Below are 19,421 nucleotides of genomic sequence, written 5' to 3'. Positions count from 1 at the left end.
TCGATGGGTGCACACAGGCGTAAGTGCGACTGGTGCGGCAGCGGTACGCCGATCGTCCGCGACATGGAGCCGGTGAACCCGGACTACCAGTACTGGTGCGAGGAGTGCGCGCGGGCGCTGATCATAAAAGGCGACCCCATCGAGACGTACCGCGAACTCGAAGGGGAGCCGATCTACGGCCGCCTTCTCGACGAGCACTGCACACTTAAACGTTTCTATTCCTTCGCCACTGCCTGAGCGAGGCTCCGGAGGTGCCGTCCGGGCACTGGGTCCGCCCGCGGGGCCCGCGCCGCGCGACGGCCGCCGCCACCGCGAGGAAGCCGAAGGCCGTCAGCGGGTACACCGCCGAAAGCGCCATCTGGACGACGCTCTGGTCGAGTTCGGGCCGCCCCGGACGGTGCGGAACCCACCACAGGGCGTACGAACAGAACACCACCACGAGCCCGCCCGCGGCCGCCCAGCGCACCGGCCCGCCACGGCGCGCGGCCCGCGTCCACAGGAGCAGCGCCATCGGCACGCACCACACCCAGTGGTGCGACCACGACACGGGGCTGACGAGCAGCGCCGTCGCCGCGCAGGCGACCGCGCCCCAGGCCCGCTCCCCGCGCAGCGTCGCGGCCACCGCGACCCCGAGGCCACCCGCACCCACCAGGACGGCGCCCGCCGCCCACCACGGGCCGGGCTCCCCGGTGTGCAGCAGCCGGGCGAGCACCCCGCGCAGTGACTGGTTCGCCGTCTGCTCGGTGTGCCCGGCCCGGCCCGCCTCGAAGACCACGCGGGTCCAGAAGCGCCGGGAGTCGCCCGGCAGCGCCACAGCGGCGGCCAGTGTCGCCGACAGGAACGCCGCGGTGGCCACGCACGCGTGCCGTACGGCAGGTGGCCATCCCCCTCTCCGTACGGCCTGCGCGATGCCGACCAACAACAAGAAGACCGCGAACAGCGCGGGCGTGAGCTTGATCGCCGCCGCCACCCCGATGCCGGCCCCCGCCCACCGGTGGCCCGGGCGCCGGGTCAGGTCCCACAGCACCAGGACCGCAAGGAGCAGATTGATCTGCCCGTAGCGCAGCGTCGTCCACACCGGCTCCGACCAGACGGCGACCGCCGAGACCCACAAAGCGGTCTCTACGCGCGCGTGCCCTCGCCGCAGCGCGACGGGCGTATGCCCCCTCTCCTCGATCAGCCGCAGGCACAGGCGGACGAAGACGATCAGCAGGAGCAGGTTCCCTGCCGTCGCGAGCACCCGTAGGTCCGCGACGTCCGGCACGGTCAGCGGTGTGAAGAGCAGCGCGGCGAAGGGCGGGTACGTCATGGGCAGGTGCGCCTCGGTCGCGCGCAGCGCGTACAGGTCACCGCCCGCACGCGCGGTCGCGCCCTCCGCGCGGTAGACCATCAAGTCGATCATCGAGACGTCGGCAGCACGCTGAGCCGCCCAGAAGAGCACGAAGGAGAACAGGCAGGCCCCGGCGGCGAGCGGTACGCGGCGGCGGGCGGCGACGGACACGAGCACGGTCACGCCGCGGGACAGTAGCGCCCCCGTCCGACCGGAACGGAAACGATTTGGTGGTGCGGGGGGTCCACCGTGTAATGTTGGCGGAGCCGCCGGGGAAACCGGGCGGAACACAGCAAGGGGCTATAGCTCAGTTGGTAGAGCGCTTGCATGGCATGCAAGAGGTCAGGAGTTCGATTCTCCTTAGCTCCACAGTGAATTGAGAGCGGGCCACCCGGATCGGGTGGCCCGCTCTCGTGTTTCCTCCCCGCGCCGTGTGCTCTACTGCCGTCCGCTGCCCAGGGCGCGGCGCCCGCGCCCGCGCGGCGGCATCGGCAGTGCCCGGGACGCGGCGGGAGCCGCGGGGTCCTCCTCGACCCGCAGGGCGAGCGCGGGGCAGCGCCGCACGGCCCGCTGGGCGCGTGCCTCCGCGTAGCGCGGCACCGCGGCCTCCGCGACGGACGGGAAGCCGTCGGGACCCAGCTGGATCAGCTCGGGCACGATGTCGGCGCACAGGCCGTGGCCCTGGCACAGCGTCCAGTCGACGGCCAGCCTGCGCCCGCTGGGCGCCTCGCCCTCCGGCGCGTCGTCCTGGAGGGGCAGCACGCCCTCGACCGGCCGTCCGCAGCCGTCGCCCAGGACGTGCGCCGCCAAGTCGTCCGTGAAGGCGGCGATCGTGGACTCCAGGAAGGCCGCCGTGCCGTCGGGGTGCTTGCAGGCGCCGCGCCGCTTCACCGCCCGCGTCACCTCGCGCAGCGCCTCCAGGGCGGTCGGCCCGCCGCCGTCCAGGACGTCCGCGAGACCGCGCGCGGCGGCGGGCAGCCCCAGGTAGCAGGGGCCGCACTGGCCCGCGCTCTCGGCCGCCAGCCAGTGCGCCACGCGCAGGGACTCGCCGAGCGGACAGGTGCCGGGGCCGATCGGAAGGACCGCGCCCGCGCCCAGAGCGCCCCCGCAGGCCTCCAGGGCGGCCCGGGAGACCACGGCGTCGTGCGCGGTGGCCGCGTCCAGCCACTTGCCGTGGTAGCCGCCCGTGAGGACGCCCTGCGGCAGCGGGGGAGCGCCCGCGAGCTGGAGAACGTACCGCAGGGGGACGCCCGTTGGGACCTCCACCACCATGGGGCGCGTGACGGCCCCGGAGAGGGTCAGCAGGACGGTGCCGGGCTCGTCGCGCAGACCGGTGCGGCGGTAGCGGTCCGCTCCGGTCCGGGCGGCGACGGCGAGCTGCGCGAACGTCTCCGCGTTCGACAGGAGCGTGGGCGCGCCACCCACCCCGGAGTCGGCGGTGCGGACCTTGCGCCCCGGAGGCAGCGGCGGACCGCCGTCGGCGGAGCGTACGAGCGCGGAGGACTCGCCGGTCACCATGCGCGCGGGATTGCGCTGCACCCGCGCGCGGAGACGCGATCCACGCCGGTCGGTCAGACCCCGCTCGCCGAGTGCGGCGCGCATCGACGCCTCCGTGGAGTCGCGGGTCACGCCGACGACGAGGGTGCGCGCGCCGAGGGCCTCGGCCGCGAGCAGGGCACCGTCCAGGATGAGGTGCGGCGTGCGGTTGATCAGGACGGTGTCCTTGCGGCAGGCGGGCTCGTCCTCGCTGCCGTTGACGACGACCACGGGACGGACCCCGCGGCGGATCGCGGCCTCGGCGACGGCCCGCAACTTCCTGGCGAACGGGAAGCCCGCGCCGCCGCGGCCGCGCAGGCCGATCGCCTCCGCGAGCCCGGCCAGCTGCTCGCCCGCGACGGGCCGCAGCGGGCCGTGCACCTTCAGGTGCATGGCGAGGTCGAGCCGCTCGACCAGATCGAAGCCCGAGGTCAGCAGCGGAAGCCCGACGACGCGGACTTCGGGGACGTCGGGCAGGGACGCGTTCACTTGCTGCCTCCGGCGGGCGCGTTCCAGGGCTCACCGGTGCTGGGTGCCTGGAACGGGCCTGGTAGGGGTTGCGTGGCGGGCTCGCCGCCGTCGCGCACGGGCTCGCACGGCGGGTCGTACACGGGCGGGTGGTAGGCGGGCTGGGAACAGGTGTCGAAGGAGCTGTCGGCGTACGGCCCCGGGCCGTCGGTGCCGAATCGGGTGTCTCCGTAGTCGTGTTGCGTGTCCTGGGGGTCTACGGAGTCGTATCGCGTGTCTACGGAGTCGTATCGCGTGTCTACGGAGTCGTGTCGGGGGTCTACGGAGTCGTACGAGAACGGGGGTCCGGGGGCCTGGGCGGGTGGCGGTGGTGAAGGGGTGGGCCAGCGGGGCGTGACGGTGGGCAGGACCTCGGTCGTCCTGAGGTCCGGCGGGAGATCGGCCCCGTCCTGGCCGGAGGGCGTGGCGAGGGCGCGGTAGGCGGCGGCGATGCCGGTGACGGGGCCCGGCTCCGGGGGGAGCCCGCGGGCGCCGGGGGCCGTGCCGGGGAGCGGGGCGGTCTCGGTGTCCCGGGCGGTCGCGCGGGCCCTGCGGCGCGGCCGGCCGGGCGCTCCTCGGCCGTCGGGTTCGAGGACGGCGAGGATCCGGGCGGCCACCCTGCGCTTGACCGGGCGCGGTGCCGCGCGCAGCGCCATCGCCCCGGCGACCGCGACGAGGCACAGGCAGTACAGGGCGACGACCCACGGCTTCGGCTGGCGTCCCGCGTACAGGCCGTGGAGCAGGGCGGCGCACCAGGCGGGATAGGCGAGCATGTGCAGGGCCCGCCACCGCGAGGCGACCTGGACCGGTGAGGCGAAGGCGCTGCGCAGCGCGCCGGTGACGCTGGTGGTGACCATCAGGAGGCCGGCGAGCGACCCCAGGCCGATGAGGCCGTCGCCGCCGGTGACGCCGAGGCCGAAGGGGACGAGGGCGCCCACCAGGGACACGTGGTCGAGCGCGAGCTTGACGGTGCCGTGCAGCAGCAGGAAGCCGACGGAGGCGACCGCCGTGGCCCGGTGCACGGCCTGGGCGAGCAGACGCTGGCGGGAGCGCAGGAAGAGCCGGTCCGACGCGACGAGGCCCCAGCCGACGGACGCGGTCAGGGCGACCAGGGACAGGACGCCGGTGGTGTGGTCGAGGGCGGCACGGAAGTCGTCGCCTCCCGCGAACACCAGCAGGGGTATCAGGAGCAGCGCGGCCGTGGTCAGCAGGCCGCGGGCCGCTCTGCCCGGCCCGGTGAACGAGCCGGTGAAGGGCTCGGCCGGCGAGCGGAGGAAGGGGGAGCCGGATAACACGGGGCTCCGGGGACGCTTGCGGTGCGGGTGCAGAGGGTTCATGGGGGCGACTCCGAAATGGTCCGGTCGCCGCATGCTAAGTCGCCCCATACCGGTGGGTACGGGGTTTGAGTTATTGCGTTGTTATCAAAGTGCGACTCGATCTTGGTGTTGCCCCGATAGGGGGCGGTACGCGGGGTAATCCTTGGCCAAGGGTGGGCCGCCGCTTTCCGTGCGGCACCGCGGTCCGGATCCGGTCGGAGCGGGACGAAGTGCGTCGCCCGGCCTCGGGGCGCTGCGGTACTCTGACGCCATGCGTGCCGTACGCCTTCTGCTTAGCGGGCCGCGCTGATCAGTCCCGACCGCGAGTGAGCGCGGTCGGAATCGGCGCGGCGTCCCCTCCTGTGCGAGGGGCATTTTTATTTGGCCGCACGGCCGTTTCCGCAGGCAGAGACGATCGATGGAGCTTTGAGGACCATGAGCGAGACGAATTCCTCCGCCACCGCCGAAGGCGCGGGGGGCGCCCCCACGGCCGCCGAGACGGCCGCGCCGCACCGCTACACGGCCGCCCTGGCGGCCGAGATCGAGGCGCGCTGGCAGGACGTCTGGGACGCCGACGGCACGTATGAGGCACCCAACCCGAGCGGCGACCTGGCCGGTGACCCGGAGCTGGCGGCCCGCCCCAAGAAGTTCATCATGGACATGTTCCCGTACCCCTCGGGTGCGGGCCTGCACGTGGGCCACCCCCTGGGGTACATCGCCACGGACGTCTACGCGCGCTTCCAGCGCATGACGGGCCACAACGTCCTGCACTCCCTGGGCTTCGACGCCTTCGGCCTGCCCGCCGAGCAGTACGCGGTGCAGACCGGCACGCACCCGCGCGTGTCCACCGAGGCCAACATCGCCAACATGAAGGCGCAGCTGCGCCGCCTGGGCCTGGGCCACGACAAGCGCCGCTCGTTCGCGACGATCGAGCCGGAGTACTACAAGTGGACCCAGTGGATCTTCCTGCAGATCTTCAACTCCTGGTACGACGACGAGCTGCGCAAGGCCCGCCCGATCGCCGACCTGATCGCCCAGTTCGAGACCGGTGAGCGCGCCGTACCGGACTCCACGCGCGCGTGGAACGAGCTGTCCGCCGCGGAGCGCGCCGACGTCCTGAGCGGCTTCCGCCTGGCCTACGCCTCCGAGGCCCCCGTCAACTGGTGCCCGGGCCTGGGCACCGTCCTGGCGAACGAGGAGGTCACCGCCGACGGCCGCTCCGAGCGCGGCAATTTCCCGGTCTTCAAGTCCAAGCTGCGCCAGTGGAACATGCGCATCACGGCCTACGCCGACCGCCTGCTGGAGGACCTGGACGGGCTGGACTGGCCCGAGGCCATCAAGCTGCAGCAGCGCAACTGGATCGGCCGCTCCGAGGGCGCCCGCGTCGACTTCCCCGTCGGCTCCGGCGACGCGGCGATCACGGTCTTCACCACCCGCCAGGACACCCTGTTCGGCGCCACGTACATGGTCCTGGCGCCCGAGCACGAGCTGGTCGACTCGCTGGTCCCGGCCGCCTGGCCCGAGGGCACCCACGAGGTGTGGACCGGCGGGCACGCGACGCCCGCCGAGGCCGTCGCCAAGTACCGCGCCACCGCCGCCGCCAAGTCCGACGTCGAGCGCCAGGCCGACGCCAAGGAGAAGACCGGCGTCTTCACGGGCGCGTACGCCACGAACCCGGTCAGCGGCGAGCGCGTCCCGGTCTTCATCGCCGACTACGTCCTGATGGGCTACGGCACCGGCGCCATCATGGCCGTCCCGGCGCACGACACCCGTGACTTCGCCTTCGCGCGCGCCTTCGAGCTGCCGATGCGCTGTGTCGTCGAGCCCTCCGACGACCGGGGCACCGACGCGTCCACGTGGGACGACGCCTTCGCCTCGTACGAAGCGAAGATCGTCAACTCGTCCGGCGACAAGATCTCCCTGGACGGCCTGTCGGTCGTCGAGGCCAAGGCCCGCGTCACGGAGTGGCTGGAGCGCGAGGGCATCGGCCGCGGCACCGTCAACTTCCGCCTTCGCGACTGGCTGTTCAGCCGCCAGCGCTACTGGGGCGAGCCCTTCCCGATCGTCTACGACGAGGACGGCGTCGCCCACGCGCTGCCCGAGTCGATGCTGCCGCTGGCCCTGCCGGAGGTCGACGACTACTCGCCGCGCACCTTCGACCCGGACGACGCCGACACCCGCCCGGAGACCCCGCTGTCCCGCGACGAGGACTGGGTCAACGTCACGCTGGACCTGGGCGACGGCGCCGGCCCGCGCACCTACCGCCGCGAGACCAACACCATGCCCAACTGGGCGGGCTCCTGCTGGTACGAGCTGCGCTACCTGGACCCGCACAACGACCAGCAGCTGGTCGCGTCCGACATCGAGCGCTACTGGATGGGCCCGCGAGAGGGCCAGCCCACCGGCGGCGCCGACCTGTACGTCGGCGGCGCCGAGCACGCCGTGCTGCACCTGCTGTACGCGCGCTTCTGGTCGAAGGTCCTGTTCGACCTGGGCCACATCTCGTCGGCCGAGCCGTTCCACAAGCTGTTCAACCAGGGCATGATCCAGGCGTACGTCTACCGCGACAGCCGCGGCTTCCCGGTCCCGGCCGCCGAGGTCGAGGAGCGCGACGGGCAGTACTTCTTCGAGGGCGAGCCGGTCAAGCGCGAGCTGGGCAAGATGGGCAAGTCCCTGAAGAACGCGGTCACCCCGGACGAGATCTGCGAGGAGTACGGCGCGGACACCCTGCGCCTGTACGAGATGGCGATGGGCCCGCTGGACGTGTCCCGCCCGTGGGACACGCGCGCGGTCGTCGGCCAGTACCGGCTGCTCCAGCGCCTGTGGCGCCTGATCGTCGACGAGGCCACCGGCGAGGTCACCGTCGTGGACGCGGAGCCCGGCGAGGACACGCTGCGCGCCCTGCACAAGGCGATCGACGGCGTCCGCCAGGACCTGGAGAGCATGCGGTTCAACACCGCCATCGCCAAGGTCACCGAGCTGAACAACCACCTGACCAAGGCCGGGGGCGCGCTGCCGCGTTCGGTGGCCGAGGCCCTGGTGCTGCTGGTGGCGCCGCTGGCCCCGCACATCGCCGAGGAGCTGTGGCGCCGACTGGGCCACACCGACTCGGTCGTCCACCAGGACTTCCCGGTCGCCGACCCCGCGTACGTCGTGGACGAGGCCGTGACCTGTGTCGTGCAGATCAAGGGCAAGGTCAAGGCGCGTCTGGAGGTCCCGCCGGCCATCTCCGACGAGGAGCTGGAGAAGGTCGCCCTGGCCGACGAGCGGGTCGTGGCCGCGCTGGGCGGCGCGGGCATCCGCAAGGTCATCGTGCGGGCGCCGAAGCTGGTGAACATCGTTCCCGCCTGACCTGTACGAGGCGCTGAGAGCGGCCGGGGCCCATGGGGCTCCGGCCGTTCAACGTTTGCCGGGGCCGGGCGCGTTGGGCCCGGGAGGGGCGGTGAGGCAGGCGCGTCGGGCCCGGGAGGGGCGGCGAGGCAGGCGCGTTGGGCCCGGGGGAGCGGCGGGGCGAGCCCGCGTGGGGCGCACCGCCTCGGGGTAGTCCCCTACGGGCACGTTGGGGGTTCCGCTGGAACCCTCGACGGGCTTGTTGCGTTTACCGTGGAGGGGCGGACAGGCCGTCCGTCCCGGCACCACCACCCCCGCCCCGCCCGGCCGAAGGAGAAGCATCGTGGAAGCCGTGATCGCAGTGGTCGCGCTGCTCTTCGTGCTGTTCCTGGTGGTCGGCGCCTATGCGGCGGTGAAGGCCGTCGGCGCCGCCAAGCGAGGCGTGGACCGCACGATCTCGCAGGCCCGCCGCACGGTCGAGGACACCACGCTGCGCGCGCGGACGATCGCGCAGCCGGGAGCCGTCGGCGAGCTGGCCCAGCTCCGCCTCAAGCTGCGCACCTCGATGCGGGCCACCCAGGACGCCCTGCGCGCGGGCGTCGCCGAGGACGCCTCGCTGCACGAGTCCCTCGCCCTGTTCGAGCGCCTGAGCACCCACGGCCACGAGCTGGACGACGAGCTGCGGCGCCTTGAGAGGGAGCCGGACCGCATCACCCTGAGCCAGCGCCTGCCCGCCCTGAAGGAGCGCACGGAGCAGATCACCAAGGCCGCGGACTCCCTGCGCTGGGCGGCGCGCGATCGCGCCCACAAGTTCGCGGACGACAACCTCGACGGCCTGATGACGCAGATCGACATGGAAGCGGGCGCCCTGCGGCACTGGACGGCGGAGCCGACCGACGCACGGCCCCCGGAGTCCGCCGCGCCTTCTTCGCCTTTCTCCTCCCCGCCGGCCTCCGCGCCCGCCTCGTCGTGGCCCGACCCGGCCCCGGAGAGTTCCGACCGCGCCGCCCAGGAGCCGACGAGACCCGCGATCACCCCGCCGACCCCGCGGCCGACGTACTCCTGGGAGAAGCAGGCCAAGCCGGAGAGCACCACCTGAGCCCCGCGCGATCCGTTGCCGACGCCGTGGTGAGGCCTCGGCCTGCCCGGTCGCGCCCGGTCGCGTGCGGCCCGTCATGGGTGCCGTCGCCCGGGTGACGGGGTCGGACTGCCGCGTCCCGGTTCCTGCGGGTAATCTCCAGCTCATGTCCCGCCATGTCGCGATCGTCACCGATTCAACGGCCTACCTGCCGCAGCGGACGATGGAGCGGCACGGCATCACCGCGGTGCCGCTGACCGTGGTGCTCGGCAACCAGGCGCTCGAAGAGGGCACCGAGATCTCGGCCCGCTCCCTCGCGCTCGCGTTGCAGAAGCGCAGGCCCGTGACCACGTCGCGGCCCAGCCCCGAAGTCTTCGCGCGCACCTACCGCGAGGTCGCCGAGGCGGGCGCCACGGGCATCGTCTCGCTGCACCTGTCGGCGGAGTTCTCCGGGACGTACGACGCGGCCGTCCTCGCGGCACGCGAGGCGCCGGTGCCGGTGCGCGTCGTCGACACCGGCATGGTCGCGATGGCCCTCGGCTTCTGCGCCCTCGCGGCCGCCGAGGCCGCGGAGTCGGGCGGCTCCGTGGACGAGGCGGTGTCCGCCGCCGAGAAGCGGGCCGCGAGCACCTCCGCGTACTTCTACGTCGACACCCTCGACTACCTCCGCCGCGGCGGGCGGATCGGCGCGGCCCAGGCGCTCCTCGGCTCCGCGCTCGCCGTGAAGCCGCTGCTCGAACTGGACGGCGGGCGCATCGAGCTGCTGGAGAAGGTGCGCACCGCGTCGAAGGCGATCGCCCGCCTCGAGGAGATCGCGGTGGAGCAAGCCGGTGCGCACGAGGTCGACATCGCGGTCCATCACCTCGCGGCGCCCGAGCGCGCCGACGCGCTCGCGGAGCGGCTCAGGGAGCGGGTGCCGTCGCTGGCGGAGCTGCACGTCAGCGAGGTGGGCGCGGTGATCGGTGCGCACACGGGGCCGGGGCTGCTGGGGGCTGTGGTCTCGCCTCGGTGAGGCGGCTCGTGCCCTCGTGGCGCATCGGTGGGGTGCCTCGTGCTCCCGTGACACCTCGGCGGAGGGCTCGTGCCCTCGTGTGAGTGACGGAGTTATCCACAACTCGCGGGTAGTCCCCGGGAATTGACCAAGATCAACGTGTTTTCCGTGCCGTGTCTAGCGTTTTCGGCATGGCACTTCGATCACCTTCACGGACAGCGACAGGCACGGCGGGCGGAGAGCTGAGCCAGGACTTCTCAGTACGAGTGACGCGTCGTCACGCCCGACGGCGCGTCCGGCGCAGGCGGGCCGCGGCGGAGGCGATGCGGCTGCGGGCGGAGACGCTGTTCGCCGGGGTCGGTGGGGCGGGGCCCGGTCCGGGAGGGCCTCGCCGAGCGGGGGTTGGCGTGGCGGGGCGACGCGAGGAGGCCTCGCGGCCCTTGGCGGTGCCGGTGGCCGTGCCGGAGGGTGTGGGCCCTGCTTCGGGGCTCGTGGGCTCCGCGCCGGATCGCGTGGGCTCCGTGCCGGAGGACGGGTGTGACCGCCCCGCGCGGGCGGAGGTGTCGTGGCGGGTGCGCGCCGGGCTCGCCGTGCGGGAGCGGCTCCCGGTCTGGATGCAGCTCAGATGCGCCATGGAGCGGCGGAGCGTGCTCGCGCTCGGGGTGGTCCTCGTCGTCGCGGCGGTGTTCGCCGCCCAGCACTTCTGGAGTGGCCGGGCTCAGCCGGTGCGGGCGCCGGACGTGGTGGGTGAGGCGGCCGCGCCCGGTGGCGAGGCGGGACCGTCCCCGTCACCGGGAATGCTGCCGGACGCGGGGCCGCCTCCAGGGGCCGAGGGCGCCGGTGCCGGCGCCGGGAGCGCGGGCGCGGCGGGCGCGGCGAGTGGCGCGCTCGTCGTGGACGTCAGCGGCAAGGTCCGCAGCCCCGGTGTGCTCCGCCTGCCGGTCGGCTCCCGGGTCGCCGACGCGCTGCGGGCCGCGGGCGGGGTGCGCCCCGGCACGAAGACCGATGGCCTCAACCGCGCCCGGCTGCTCGTGGACGGTGAGCAACTGATCGTGGGCGGGCCCGCGCCCGGGGCGCCCGGGGTGCCCGCGGGTGGCGCGGCGGCCGGACCACCCGGCACCCCCGGAGCGACCACGGGCCCGGTCGCGCTGAACTCCGCCACGGCTGAGCAACTGGACACCCTGCCGGGGGTCGGCCCGGTCCTCGCGCAGCACATCATCGACTACCGCACGGAGCACGGCGGCTTCCGCTCGGTGGACGAGTTGCGCGAGGTCAATGGCATCGGCGATCGACGCTTCGCCGATCTGCGGAATCTCGTACGGCCATGAGGGGGCCGGGTACGGCGAACCCCCGCCAGGAAGCCCCGGTGGACCTGCGCCTCGTGCCGCCCGCCCTGGCGGCCTGGGCGGCCGCGGCCCTGGCGCTCGACGCGCCACCCCGCCTGGTGACGGGCGCGGTGGTGGTCTGCGTGGTGGTCGCCGGTGCCCTGCTGGTGTCCTGGACGGCGTGCGGGCGCGTGCCGAGCGGGAGGCGTGGCCGTCTGGGCCGCCGGCGCGGCGGGGCCTGGGGGCGGGTCAGCGTGGCGGCCGTCCTGTTGTGCGCCGGGGCGGCGGCGGCCTCCGCCGGGCTGCACGGGGCGGATCTGCACCGTGGCCCGGTCCCCGCGCTGGCCCGGGAGTACGCCACGGTGACGGCGGAGCTGGAGGTGACGTCGGACCCGCGCCGCACCAGACCCCGGGCGGCGGGCGACCGGCCGGTGCCGCCGGCCGTGGTGCTGGACGCGGACGTCGTGCGGGTCACGGAGAGGGACGGCACGACGACCGCGACGCGGACACCGGTGCTGGTCATCGTGCGGCACGAGGAGAAGGAGGAAGCGAAGGAGCCTGCGGAGTCCGAAGAAACCGAGGGGCCGGGGGAGGTTGCGGGAAAGGAGGCCGGGCAGCGGCGGGACTCCCCGTGGCTCGGGCTGCTGCCGTCCACGCGGCTTCGGGTGCGGGCGGACCTCGTGCCGCCGCTGCCGGACAGGGGAGGAATCGCGGCGGTGCTGCGCGTGACGAGGGACCGGGCACCGCGTGTGATCGAGGAGCCTTCGCGGGCGCAGCGGTTCGCGGGAGAGCTGCGCGGGGGCCTGCGAGAGGCGACGGACGGGCTGTCCGCCGACGCCCGGGCGCTGCTTCCGGGGCTGGTGATCGGGGACACCTCCCGGGTGGATCCGGAGCTGGAGCAGGCGTTCCGGGCGACCGACCTGACGCATTTGCTCGCCGTGAGCGGGGCCAACCTCACCATTGTCCTCGCGCTGCTCATCGGCCCGCCGGGGGCGGCACACCGGGCCGAACGGCGTGGTCTGGCGCCACGGTTGGGCATCCCGCTGCGGTCGACGGCGCTGCTCGGGGGCGTCCTGACGCTGGGCTTCGTGCTCGTGTGCAGACCGGAGCCGAGTGTGGTGCGGGCGGCGGCGTGCGGCCTGGTGGTGCTCCTGGCCCTCGCCACGGGCAGGCGAAGATCGCTGATCCCGGCGCTGGCCGCGGTGGTCCTCGTGCTCGTCCTGTACGACCCGTGGCTGGCGCGGAGCTATGGCTTCTTGCTCTCCGTGCTCGCCACCGGGGCGTTGCTGACGCTCGCGCCGAGATGGAGTGCCGCGCTCCGGCGGCGCGGGGTGCCGGGGCGGCTGGTCGAGGCGCTCGCGGCCGCGGCGGCGGCGCAGGCGGTGTGCGCGCCGGTGGTGGCCGTGCTCGCGGCGAGGGTGAGCCTGGTGGCGGTGCCGTGCAATCTGCTGGCGGAGTTCGCGGTGGCGCCCGCGACGGTGCTCGGGTTCGCCGCGCTCGCGGTGGCGCCGGTGGCGATGCCGTTGGCCAAGGCCCTGGCGTGGTGCGCGAGTTGGCCGACCGGGTGGATCGCGGGCATCGCGCGGGCGGGTGCGGGACTGCCCGGGAACGGGGTGGACTGGCCGGGCAGTTGGCGCGGCGCGCTGCTGCTCGCCGTCCTGACGGTGGCGCTCGTCCTGGTGGGCGGACGGCTCGTGCGGCACCCCTGGCTGTGCGCGGCGTGCGCGTTGTTGCTGCTCGTCGTGGTCGTCCAGCCGCCGCCGCTCACCCGGGTCATCGCGGGCTGGCCGCCGCCCCGGTGGCGCCTGGTGATGTGCGATGTGGGGCAGGGCGACGCGACCGTCCTCGCGGCGGGGCCGGGGGCTGGGGTGGTCGTCGACGCGGGCCCCGACCCGATGCTCGTGGACCGCTGTCTGCGGACGCTGGGTGTCACGCGGGTGCCGTTGGTGCTGCTCACGCACTTTCACGCGGACCACGTGGCGGGGTTGCCGGGGGTGCTGAGGGGGCGTTCGGTGGGGGCGATCCAGACGACGGGGCTCGGGGAGCCACCAGGGCAGGTGGCGTTCGTGCGGGCACAGGCGGCGGCGCGGGGCGTGCCGGTGACGCGGGCCGTGGCCGGGGAGCGGCGGCGCGTGGGGGAGCTGGACTGGCGGGTGCTCTGGCCCGCGTCGCGCCCGGCACCGGACCCGGAGGGGCCGAACGACGCGAGCGTCACGCTCCTGGTGCGCACAAGGGGCCTCACGCTGCTCCTGCTCGGCGATCTCGAACCGCCCGCGCAGCGGGCCTTGTTGCGCACCCCGGCGGGGGCGGTGCTGCCGCGGGTGGATGTCCTGAAGGTGGCTCACCACGGTTCGTCGTACCAGGACCCGGAGCTTTTGAGGCGGGCGGGGCCGCGCCTCGCGCTGATCTCCTGCGGGGCGGACAACTCCTACGGACACCCCGCACCCCGCACGGTCGACGCGCTGCGGAGCGCGGGGGCGATGGTGCTGCGGACCGACGAGGACGGCGCGGTCGCGGTGATCGGCGGGCGGCCCGGCGGTGCGTCCGGCGAGCGGGCGCCGGGGGCCGCCGGGGCCGCGGCCGGGGGAGAGGAGGTGGAGCTGGGGGTGATCACGCGCCGGTTCTGAGGCGGTGTTCCGGTTCTGAGGCGGTGTTCCGGGGAGAGATCAATTCGGGTCAGCCGGACAGTCCGATCAGTTCTCCTGTTTTTGCAATGTTCATGTTGAAGGGGGTGCGTTTGCATCGAATGCCGCAACGGTGATCGAATGCCTCTTCGGTATGTTGTCAAGGCCCGCGGGGGTGTGTCGCAGTGTTCGGCCGTTGGCTGGGAAACCGTATGAGCCGGGGAGGGCGGTCCGGGCCGCTGTCGGCGGTGGTGGTCCCACCCAGCGCGGGGGTGCTGAGCTGCCGGGTGCTCGACCCCGTGAACGAGCCGGTGCGGCACGCGGAGCTGTCCGTCACCGACACGATGGGGCGCAAGGTCGTCGGTGGAGGGACGGACCCGTTCGGGTCGTTCGTGACGACGGTTCCGGCGGGGGAGTACCGGATCGCGGTGTCGGCGGAGGGGTTCACGCCGTACCGGGCGAACGTGACGGTCACCGAGGCCGCGCACGCCTCGATGGGTGATGTGACGCTTCAGGTGGCGCAGCTGCCGACGTTGCCGGAGCCGGGGGACTGGGACGTCGACCCGATGCACTCCACGATCGGGTTCACGGCGCGGCACATCGGGCTTGCGCGCATCCACGGACGGTTCAACACGTTCGCGGGGGCGATCCGGCTCGCCGAGCGGATGGAGGACTCCGCGATGCACGTGGTGATCGACGCCGCGTCCATCGACACGGCCGTGAAGATGCGCGACGACCATCTGCGGTCCGGTGACTTCCTGGACGTGGAGCGGTTCCCGACGATGGAGTTCTACGGGGACCGGTTCGTGCACAAGGGCGGCAACCGGTGGGCGATCACCGGCGCGCTCTCGCTGCACGGTGTGACGCGGACGGTGACGCTCGACACCGAGTACCTGGGCGTCGGGCAGGGCATCCAGGGTGAGACCCGCGCGGCCTGCCGCGCGACGACCGAGCTGCACCGCGACGACTTCACGATCACCTGGCAGACCATGCTGGCCCGGGGCATCGCCGCGGTCGGCGCCAGCATCACCATCGAGCTGGACATCCAGGTGGTGCCGAAGAGCGCCGCCGCGGCCGCGGCGGCGTAGGGCTCAGGGGGCTTCCAGCCAGCCCTCGTACTCCGCGGCGAGGCCGTCGAGCGCCGCCGGGTCCAGGCGCCGCTCGGGGTCCTCGACGACGACCAGCCACTGGGCGTCCTCGGCGTCGTCCTCGCCGGCCAGCGCGTCGCGGACGAGCTGGGGCTCCTCGGCCACCTGGAAGCGGTCGGGAAGCTCTTCGGCGACTTCTTCCGCGGCGTCGCGGTCGGGCAGCACCAGGACATGTCGTACGTCGGTCACCTGGCCATTCTCACCCACGGGCGGCCGGGGTCCGGGCGCGGTCCCCGCCGCGCGGCCCGCTGTCGGTGGCGCGTGGGATGCTTGACCGCGATGGCCAGGAAGAACGCACAAGACGACCCGCTCGCGCCCGTCACGGTAGCCGTGGGGCAGGAGGACCTGCTGCTCGACCGCGCCGTGCAGGAGGTGGTCGCGGCGGCCCGCGCCGCGGACGCCGACACCGATGTGCGGGACCTCACCCCGGACCAGCTGGCGCCCGGGACGCTCGCGGAGCTGACCAGCCCGTCGCTGTTCGCCGAGCGCAAGGTCGTGGTGGTGCGCGGTGCGCAGGACCTGTCGGCGGACACGGTCAAGGACGTGAAGGCGTACTTCGGCGCGCCCGTGGAGGAGATCACCCTCGTGCTCCTGCACGCGGGCGGCGCCAAGGGCAAGGGCCTGCTCGACGCGGCCCGCAAGGCCGGGGCGCGGGAGGTCGCCTGCCCCAAGATGACCAAGCCGGCGGACCGGCTCGCGTTCGTGCGCGGGGAGTTCCGCACGCTGGGGCGCGCGGCGACGCCGGAGGCCTGCCAGGCCCTCGTGGACGCGATCGGCAGTGACCTGCGGGAGCTGGCATCCGCCGCGGCGCAGCTGGTCGCGGACGTCGAGGGGACCATCGACGAGGCGGTCGTCGGGCGGTACTACACCGGGCGGGCCGAGGCCTCCAGCTTCACCGTGGCCGACCGGGCCGTGGAGGGGCGGGCCGCCGAGGCCCTCGAGGCGCTGCGGTGGTCGCTGGCCACCGGGGTCGCGCCCGTGCTGATCACGAGCGCGCTCGCGCAGGGGGTGCGGGCCATCGGGAAGCTGTCCTCCGCCCGGGGCGGGCGGCCCGCCGACCTGGCGCGGGAGCTGGGGATGCCGCCCTGGAAGATCGACCGGGTGCGGCAGCAGATGCGGGGGTGGTCTCCCGACGGGGTGGCCGTGGCTCTTGCCGCTGTCGCGGCGGCTGACGCGGGGGTGAAGGGTGGGGGGGACGACCCTGAGTACGCCCTGGAGAAGGCGGTCGTCGCCGTCGCCCGCGCCGCCCGCACCCGCCGCCCCTGACCCCACACGGGCCCCACCCCGCCGCCGCGCCCGCGCCCGCCCACTGCCCGGTCGAGCCCGCCCGCAGGCGTCGGGCCACGCTCCAGGCGAGCCCGGGAGCCGCTCCGGCCCGAGCCCGCCCGTCCGCGCTGGGCCACGCTCCGGTCGAGCCCGTGCCGCCCGGCCGGCTGCGCCCGGCGCCTGCCCACCCGGCGTGGTGGTGAGTTCGGCACCGCCGATCCCGTGTGCTCTGGTTGCTCGCCGTCGCGGCGGGGGTTTCTTTCCCCAATCCCGCCCCTTCCCGAAACTGGGGGCTCCGCCCCCAGGCCCCAGGCCCCAGGCCCCCGGCCCCAGGCCCCCGGCCCCAGGCCCCAGACCCCCGCCCCCAGGCCCCCAGCCCCGAGCAAGCCCCAAGCCGAAAAGCCCCGCTCTCGCCCCGGGGAAGGGGTGAGGCGCGGGGCCTTCGGTTGTGCTGGGTGTTGAGCTCGCACCCGCGTGGCGAACGCAGGCCGCGTGCGAGCTCGAGGTGCCGGTCGGGAGCGGATGAGAGAGGGCCCGCTCTGGGTCCTGCCGGCGGTTACATCAGGTTCGGTCCAGAAGGACTCAGCCCTGGAGGGACGCGACCTTCGAAGCAAGCGCCGACTTCTTGTTGGCGGCCTGGTTCTTGTGGATGACGCCCTTGGAGACGGCCTTGTCCAGCTTGCGGTTGGCGTCGCGCAGCGCGACGGTGGCCTTCTCGACATCGCCCGCGACGATGGCCTCACGGGTCTTGCGGATCGACGTCTTGAGGGCGGACTTGACCGACTTGTTGCGCAGGCGCGCCTTCTCGTTGGTCTTGTTCCGCTTGATCTGGGACTTGATGTTCGCCACGAAAGAGCCTTTTCAGGTTCAGGTACCGCTGGTTTCTCTGACATGCGCCTCGCGCTGAGAGGGCTACGAGACACAGCTGACCACGGTACCAGCCGTCCCGCGGGCGGCCCAAACCGATGGGCGCGGCCCACCCGTGGGACCATGGAGGCTACGTATCGATCCGACCCGAGGCATAAGGCGCCTCAAGAGACAGGACCCTGCGTGCCCGCGACCCCTAAGAATGTGCCCGAGCCGAGCCGTACCGACCCGGCTCTGATCCGCAATTTCTGCATCATCGCGCACATCGACCACGGCAAGTCCACGCTCGCCGACCGCATGCTCCAGCTGACCGGTGTGGTCGAGCAGCGCCAGATGCGCGCCCAGTACCTCGACCGCATGGACATCGAGCGAGAGCGCGGCATCACGATCAAGTCCCAGGCGGTGCGTCTGCCCTGGGCCCCCACCGAGGGCCCGGACCAGGGCACGACCCACATCCTCAACATGATCGACACCCCGGGCCACGTGGACTTCACGTACGAGGTCTCGCGCTCGCTCGCCGCGTGCGAGGGGACGATCCTGCTCGTCGACGCCGCCCAGGGCATCGAGGCGCAGACCCTCGCCAACCTGTACCTGGCGATGGAGAACGACCTCAAGATCGTCCCGGTGCTCAACAAGATCGACCTGCCGGCCGCCCAGCCCGAGAAGTTCTCCGAGGAGCTGGCGAACCTCATCGGCTGCGACCCGGAGGACGTCCTCAAGGTCTCCGCGAAGACCGGTCTCGGCGTCGAGGCGCTGCTCGACCGGGTCGTCGCCGAGGTCCCCGCGCCCGTCGGTGTCGCGGACGCGCCCGCCCGCGCGATGATCTTCGACTCGGTGTACGACTCGTACCGGGGCGTCGTGACGTACGTACGTGTCGTCGACGGCCAGCTCAACAAGCGTGAGCGGATCCGGATGATGTCGACGGGCGCGACGCACGAGCTGCTCGAGATCGGGACGAACTCGCCCGAGATGCTCGCCGCCGACGGCCTCGGCGTGGGTGAGGTGGGCTATCTCATCACCGGCGTGAAGGACGTGCGGCAGTCCAAGGTCGGTGACACGATCACCTCCCTGCACAAGGGCGCCACCGAGGCCCTCGGCGGGTACAAGGACCCCAAGCCGATGGTCTTCTCGGGCCTGTATCCGCTGGACGGCTCCGACTATCCGGAACTGCGCGACGCGCTGGACAAGCTCCAGCTCAACGACGCCGCCCTGGTGTACGAGCCGGAGACCTCCGCCGCGCTCGGCTTCGGCTTCCGCGTGGGCTTCCTCGGCCTGCTGCACCTGGACGTGATCCGCGAGCGCCTGGAGCGGGAGTTCGGGCTCGACCTGATCGCCACCGCGCCGAACGTGGTCTACCGCGTGATCATGGAGGACGGGACCGAGCACACGGTCACCAATCCGAGTGAGTTTCCCGAGGGGAAGATCGACCAGGTCTTCGAGCCGGTCGTGCGGGCGACCATCCTCGCGCCGTCGGAGTTCATCGGCTCGATCATGGAGCTGTGCCAGAACCGGCGCGGCACGCTGCTCGGCATGGACTACCTCTCCGAGGACCGCGTGGAGATCCGCTACACGCTGCCGCTCGCGGAGATCGTCTTCGACTTCTTCGACCAGCTGAAGTCCAAGACGCGCGGTTACGCCTCGCTGGACTACGAGCCCACCGGCGAGCAGTCCTCCAGCCTGGTCAAGGTCGACATCCTGCTGCACGGCGACAAGGTCGACGCGTTCTCGGCGATCACGCACAAGGACGCCGCGTACGCGTACGGCGTGCGCCTGGTGGCCAAGCTGCGCGAGCTGATCCCGCGGCAGGCCTTCGAGGTGCCGATCCAGGCGGCCATCGGCTCGCGGGTCATCGCCCGCGAGACCATCCGCGCCATCCGCAAGGACGTCCTCGCCAAGTGCTACGGCGGTGACATCTCGCGTAAGCGGAAGCTGCTGGAGAAGCAGAAGGAGGGCAAGAAGCGGATGAAGATGGTGGGCTCCGTGGAGGTCCCCCAGGAGGCCTTCATCGCGGTGCTCTCCAGCGACGAGGGCGCCAAGAAGAAGTAGCCGCCCGCCCGGCCCCGGCCGGGTTCCCCGCTGTGTGGAAAGCGCTCGTCCGTCGCC

Annotated in this window: 14 protein-coding genes and 1 tRNA gene; 10 read left to right on the top strand and 5 right to left on the bottom strand. The window is 73.2% G+C overall.

Features of this window, described 5'->3' with window-relative positions; all coding sequences use genetic code 11:
* Positions 1-3: 3 nt before the first annotated feature.
* A complete protein-coding gene (locus AC07GB_RS10770) occupies positions 4-237 on the top strand; it encodes a hypothetical protein (protein ID WP_016643127.1) in 234 nt (77 codons plus the stop codon).
* Here the strand turns inward: AC07GB_RS10770 and AC07GB_RS10765 are convergent.
* Entirely contained in the window at positions 206-1,513 is a 1,308-nt protein-coding gene (locus tag AC07GB_RS10765; protein WP_478843716.1) for a glycosyltransferase 87 family protein, read from the bottom strand. The two genes, AC07GB_RS10770 and AC07GB_RS10765, sit on opposite strands and share 32 nt — an antisense overlap.
* 113 nt (positions 1,514-1,626) lie before the next feature.
* Here AC07GB_RS10765 and AC07GB_RS10760 point away from each other — a divergent pair.
* A tRNA-Ala gene (locus tag AC07GB_RS10760) sits at positions 1,627-1,699 on the top strand.
* 69 nt (positions 1,700-1,768) lie between these two features.
* Here the strand turns inward: AC07GB_RS10760 and AC07GB_RS10755 are convergent.
* Positions 1,769-3,355, bottom strand: coding sequence for a ferredoxin (locus AC07GB_RS10755; RefSeq protein ID WP_478843714.1), 1,587 nt, complete (start codon positions 3,353-3,355; stop codon positions 1,769-1,771).
* On the bottom strand, positions 3,352-4,668 hold the full coding sequence (locus AC07GB_RS10750; protein ID WP_478843712.1) for a ferric reductase-like transmembrane domain-containing protein: 1,317 nt from the start codon (positions 4,666-4,668) through the stop codon (positions 3,352-3,354). Before AC07GB_RS10750 ends, AC07GB_RS10755 begins: the two co-directional genes overlap by 4 nt.
* 456 nt (positions 4,669-5,124) lie before the next feature.
* Here AC07GB_RS10750 and leuS point away from each other — a divergent pair, with 456 nt between their 5' ends.
* The 6 genes from leuS (at position 5,125) to AC07GB_RS10720 (ending at position 15,125) form a co-directional block, all read left to right on the top strand.
* Positions 5,125-8,040 carry a leucine--tRNA ligase gene (gene leuS / locus AC07GB_RS10745; RefSeq protein ID WP_478843710.1) on the top strand — a complete coding sequence of 972 codons (2,916 nt, stop codon included), beginning with the start codon at positions 5,125-5,127 and terminating at the stop codon, positions 8,038-8,040.
* 322 nt (positions 8,041-8,362) lie between these two features.
* Positions 8,363-9,118, top strand: coding sequence for a hypothetical protein (locus tag AC07GB_RS10740; RefSeq protein WP_478843708.1), 756 nt, complete (start codon positions 8,363-8,365; stop codon positions 9,116-9,118).
* Positions 9,119-9,263: 145 nt separating this feature from the next.
* Entirely contained in the window at positions 9,264-10,109 is an 846-nt protein-coding gene (locus AC07GB_RS10735) for a DegV family protein (protein ID WP_478843706.1), read from the top strand.
* Positions 10,110-10,534: 425 nt separating this feature from the next.
* Positions 10,535-11,416, top strand: a complete 882-nt coding sequence (locus AC07GB_RS10730; protein WP_478843825.1) for a ComEA family DNA-binding protein — start codon at positions 10,535-10,537, stop codon at positions 11,414-11,416.
* The gene (locus AC07GB_RS10725; RefSeq protein WP_478843704.1) at positions 11,413-14,040 is read left to right on the top strand and encodes a ComEC/Rec2 family competence protein; all 2,628 of its coding nucleotides are present in this window, start codon (positions 11,413-11,415) and stop codon (positions 14,038-14,040) included. The genes AC07GB_RS10730 and AC07GB_RS10725 overlap by 4 nt, the downstream gene beginning before the upstream one ends.
* A gap of 182 nt (positions 14,041-14,222) precedes the next feature.
* The gene (locus AC07GB_RS10720; protein ID WP_478843702.1) at positions 14,223-15,125 is read left to right on the top strand and encodes a YceI family protein; all 903 of its coding nucleotides are present in this window, start codon (positions 14,223-14,225) and stop codon (positions 15,123-15,125) included.
* Positions 15,126-15,128: 3 nt separating this feature from the next.
* Here the strand turns inward: AC07GB_RS10720 and AC07GB_RS10715 are convergent, their stop codons facing one another.
* Positions 15,129-15,374 carry a hypothetical protein gene (locus AC07GB_RS10715; RefSeq protein ID WP_478843700.1) on the bottom strand — a complete coding sequence of 82 codons (246 nt, stop codon included), beginning with the start codon at positions 15,372-15,374 and terminating at the stop codon, positions 15,129-15,131.
* A 90-nt stretch (positions 15,375-15,464) separates the two neighbouring features.
* Here AC07GB_RS10715 and holA point away from each other — a divergent pair, with 90 nt between their 5' ends.
* The gene (gene holA, locus AC07GB_RS10710) at positions 15,465-16,451 is read left to right on the top strand and encodes a DNA polymerase III subunit delta (RefSeq protein WP_478843698.1); all 987 of its coding nucleotides are present in this window, start codon (positions 15,465-15,467) and stop codon (positions 16,449-16,451) included.
* Positions 16,452-17,033: 582 nt separating this feature from the next.
* Here holA and rpsT read toward each other — a convergent pair.
* A complete protein-coding gene (rpsT, locus tag AC07GB_RS10705; RefSeq protein WP_242717949.1) occupies positions 17,034-17,300 on the bottom strand; it encodes a 30S ribosomal protein S20 in 267 nt (88 codons plus the stop codon).
* A gap of 201 nt (positions 17,301-17,501) precedes the next feature.
* Here rpsT and lepA point away from each other — a divergent pair, with 201 nt between their 5' ends.
* Complete coding sequence (gene lepA / locus AC07GB_RS10700; RefSeq protein WP_478843696.1) at positions 17,502-19,364, top strand: translation elongation factor 4; 1,863 nt, start codon at positions 17,502-17,504, stop codon at positions 19,362-19,364.
* Positions 19,365-19,421: the final 57 nt, after the last annotated feature.

It is taken from the genome of Streptomyces sp. NPDC045778, from assembly GCF_056431945.1.
The sequence above is the reverse complement of the archived record's forward strand: the minus strand, read 5'-3'. Positions and strand labels throughout refer to the sequence as shown.

What these genes read in the sequence shown, in the direction of transcription:
- AC07GB_RS10770 (WP_016643127.1), top strand. Translation starts at nt 4, where the DNA reads ATGGGTGCACACAGGCGTAAGTGCGACTGGTGCGGCAGCGGTACGCCG.
- AC07GB_RS10725 (WP_478843704.1), top strand. Translation starts at nt 11,413, where the DNA reads ATGAGGGGGCCGGGTACGGCGAACCCCCGCCAGGAAGCCCCGGTGGAC.
- AC07GB_RS10735 (WP_478843706.1), top strand. Translation starts at nt 9,264, where the DNA reads ATGTCCCGCCATGTCGCGATCGTCACCGATTCAACGGCCTACCTGCCG.
- holA (WP_478843698.1), top strand. Translation starts at nt 15,465, where the DNA reads ATGGCCAGGAAGAACGCACAAGACGACCCGCTCGCGCCCGTCACGGTA.
- leuS (WP_478843710.1), top strand. Translation starts at nt 5,125, where the DNA reads ATGAGCGAGACGAATTCCTCCGCCACCGCCGAAGGCGCGGGGGGCGCC.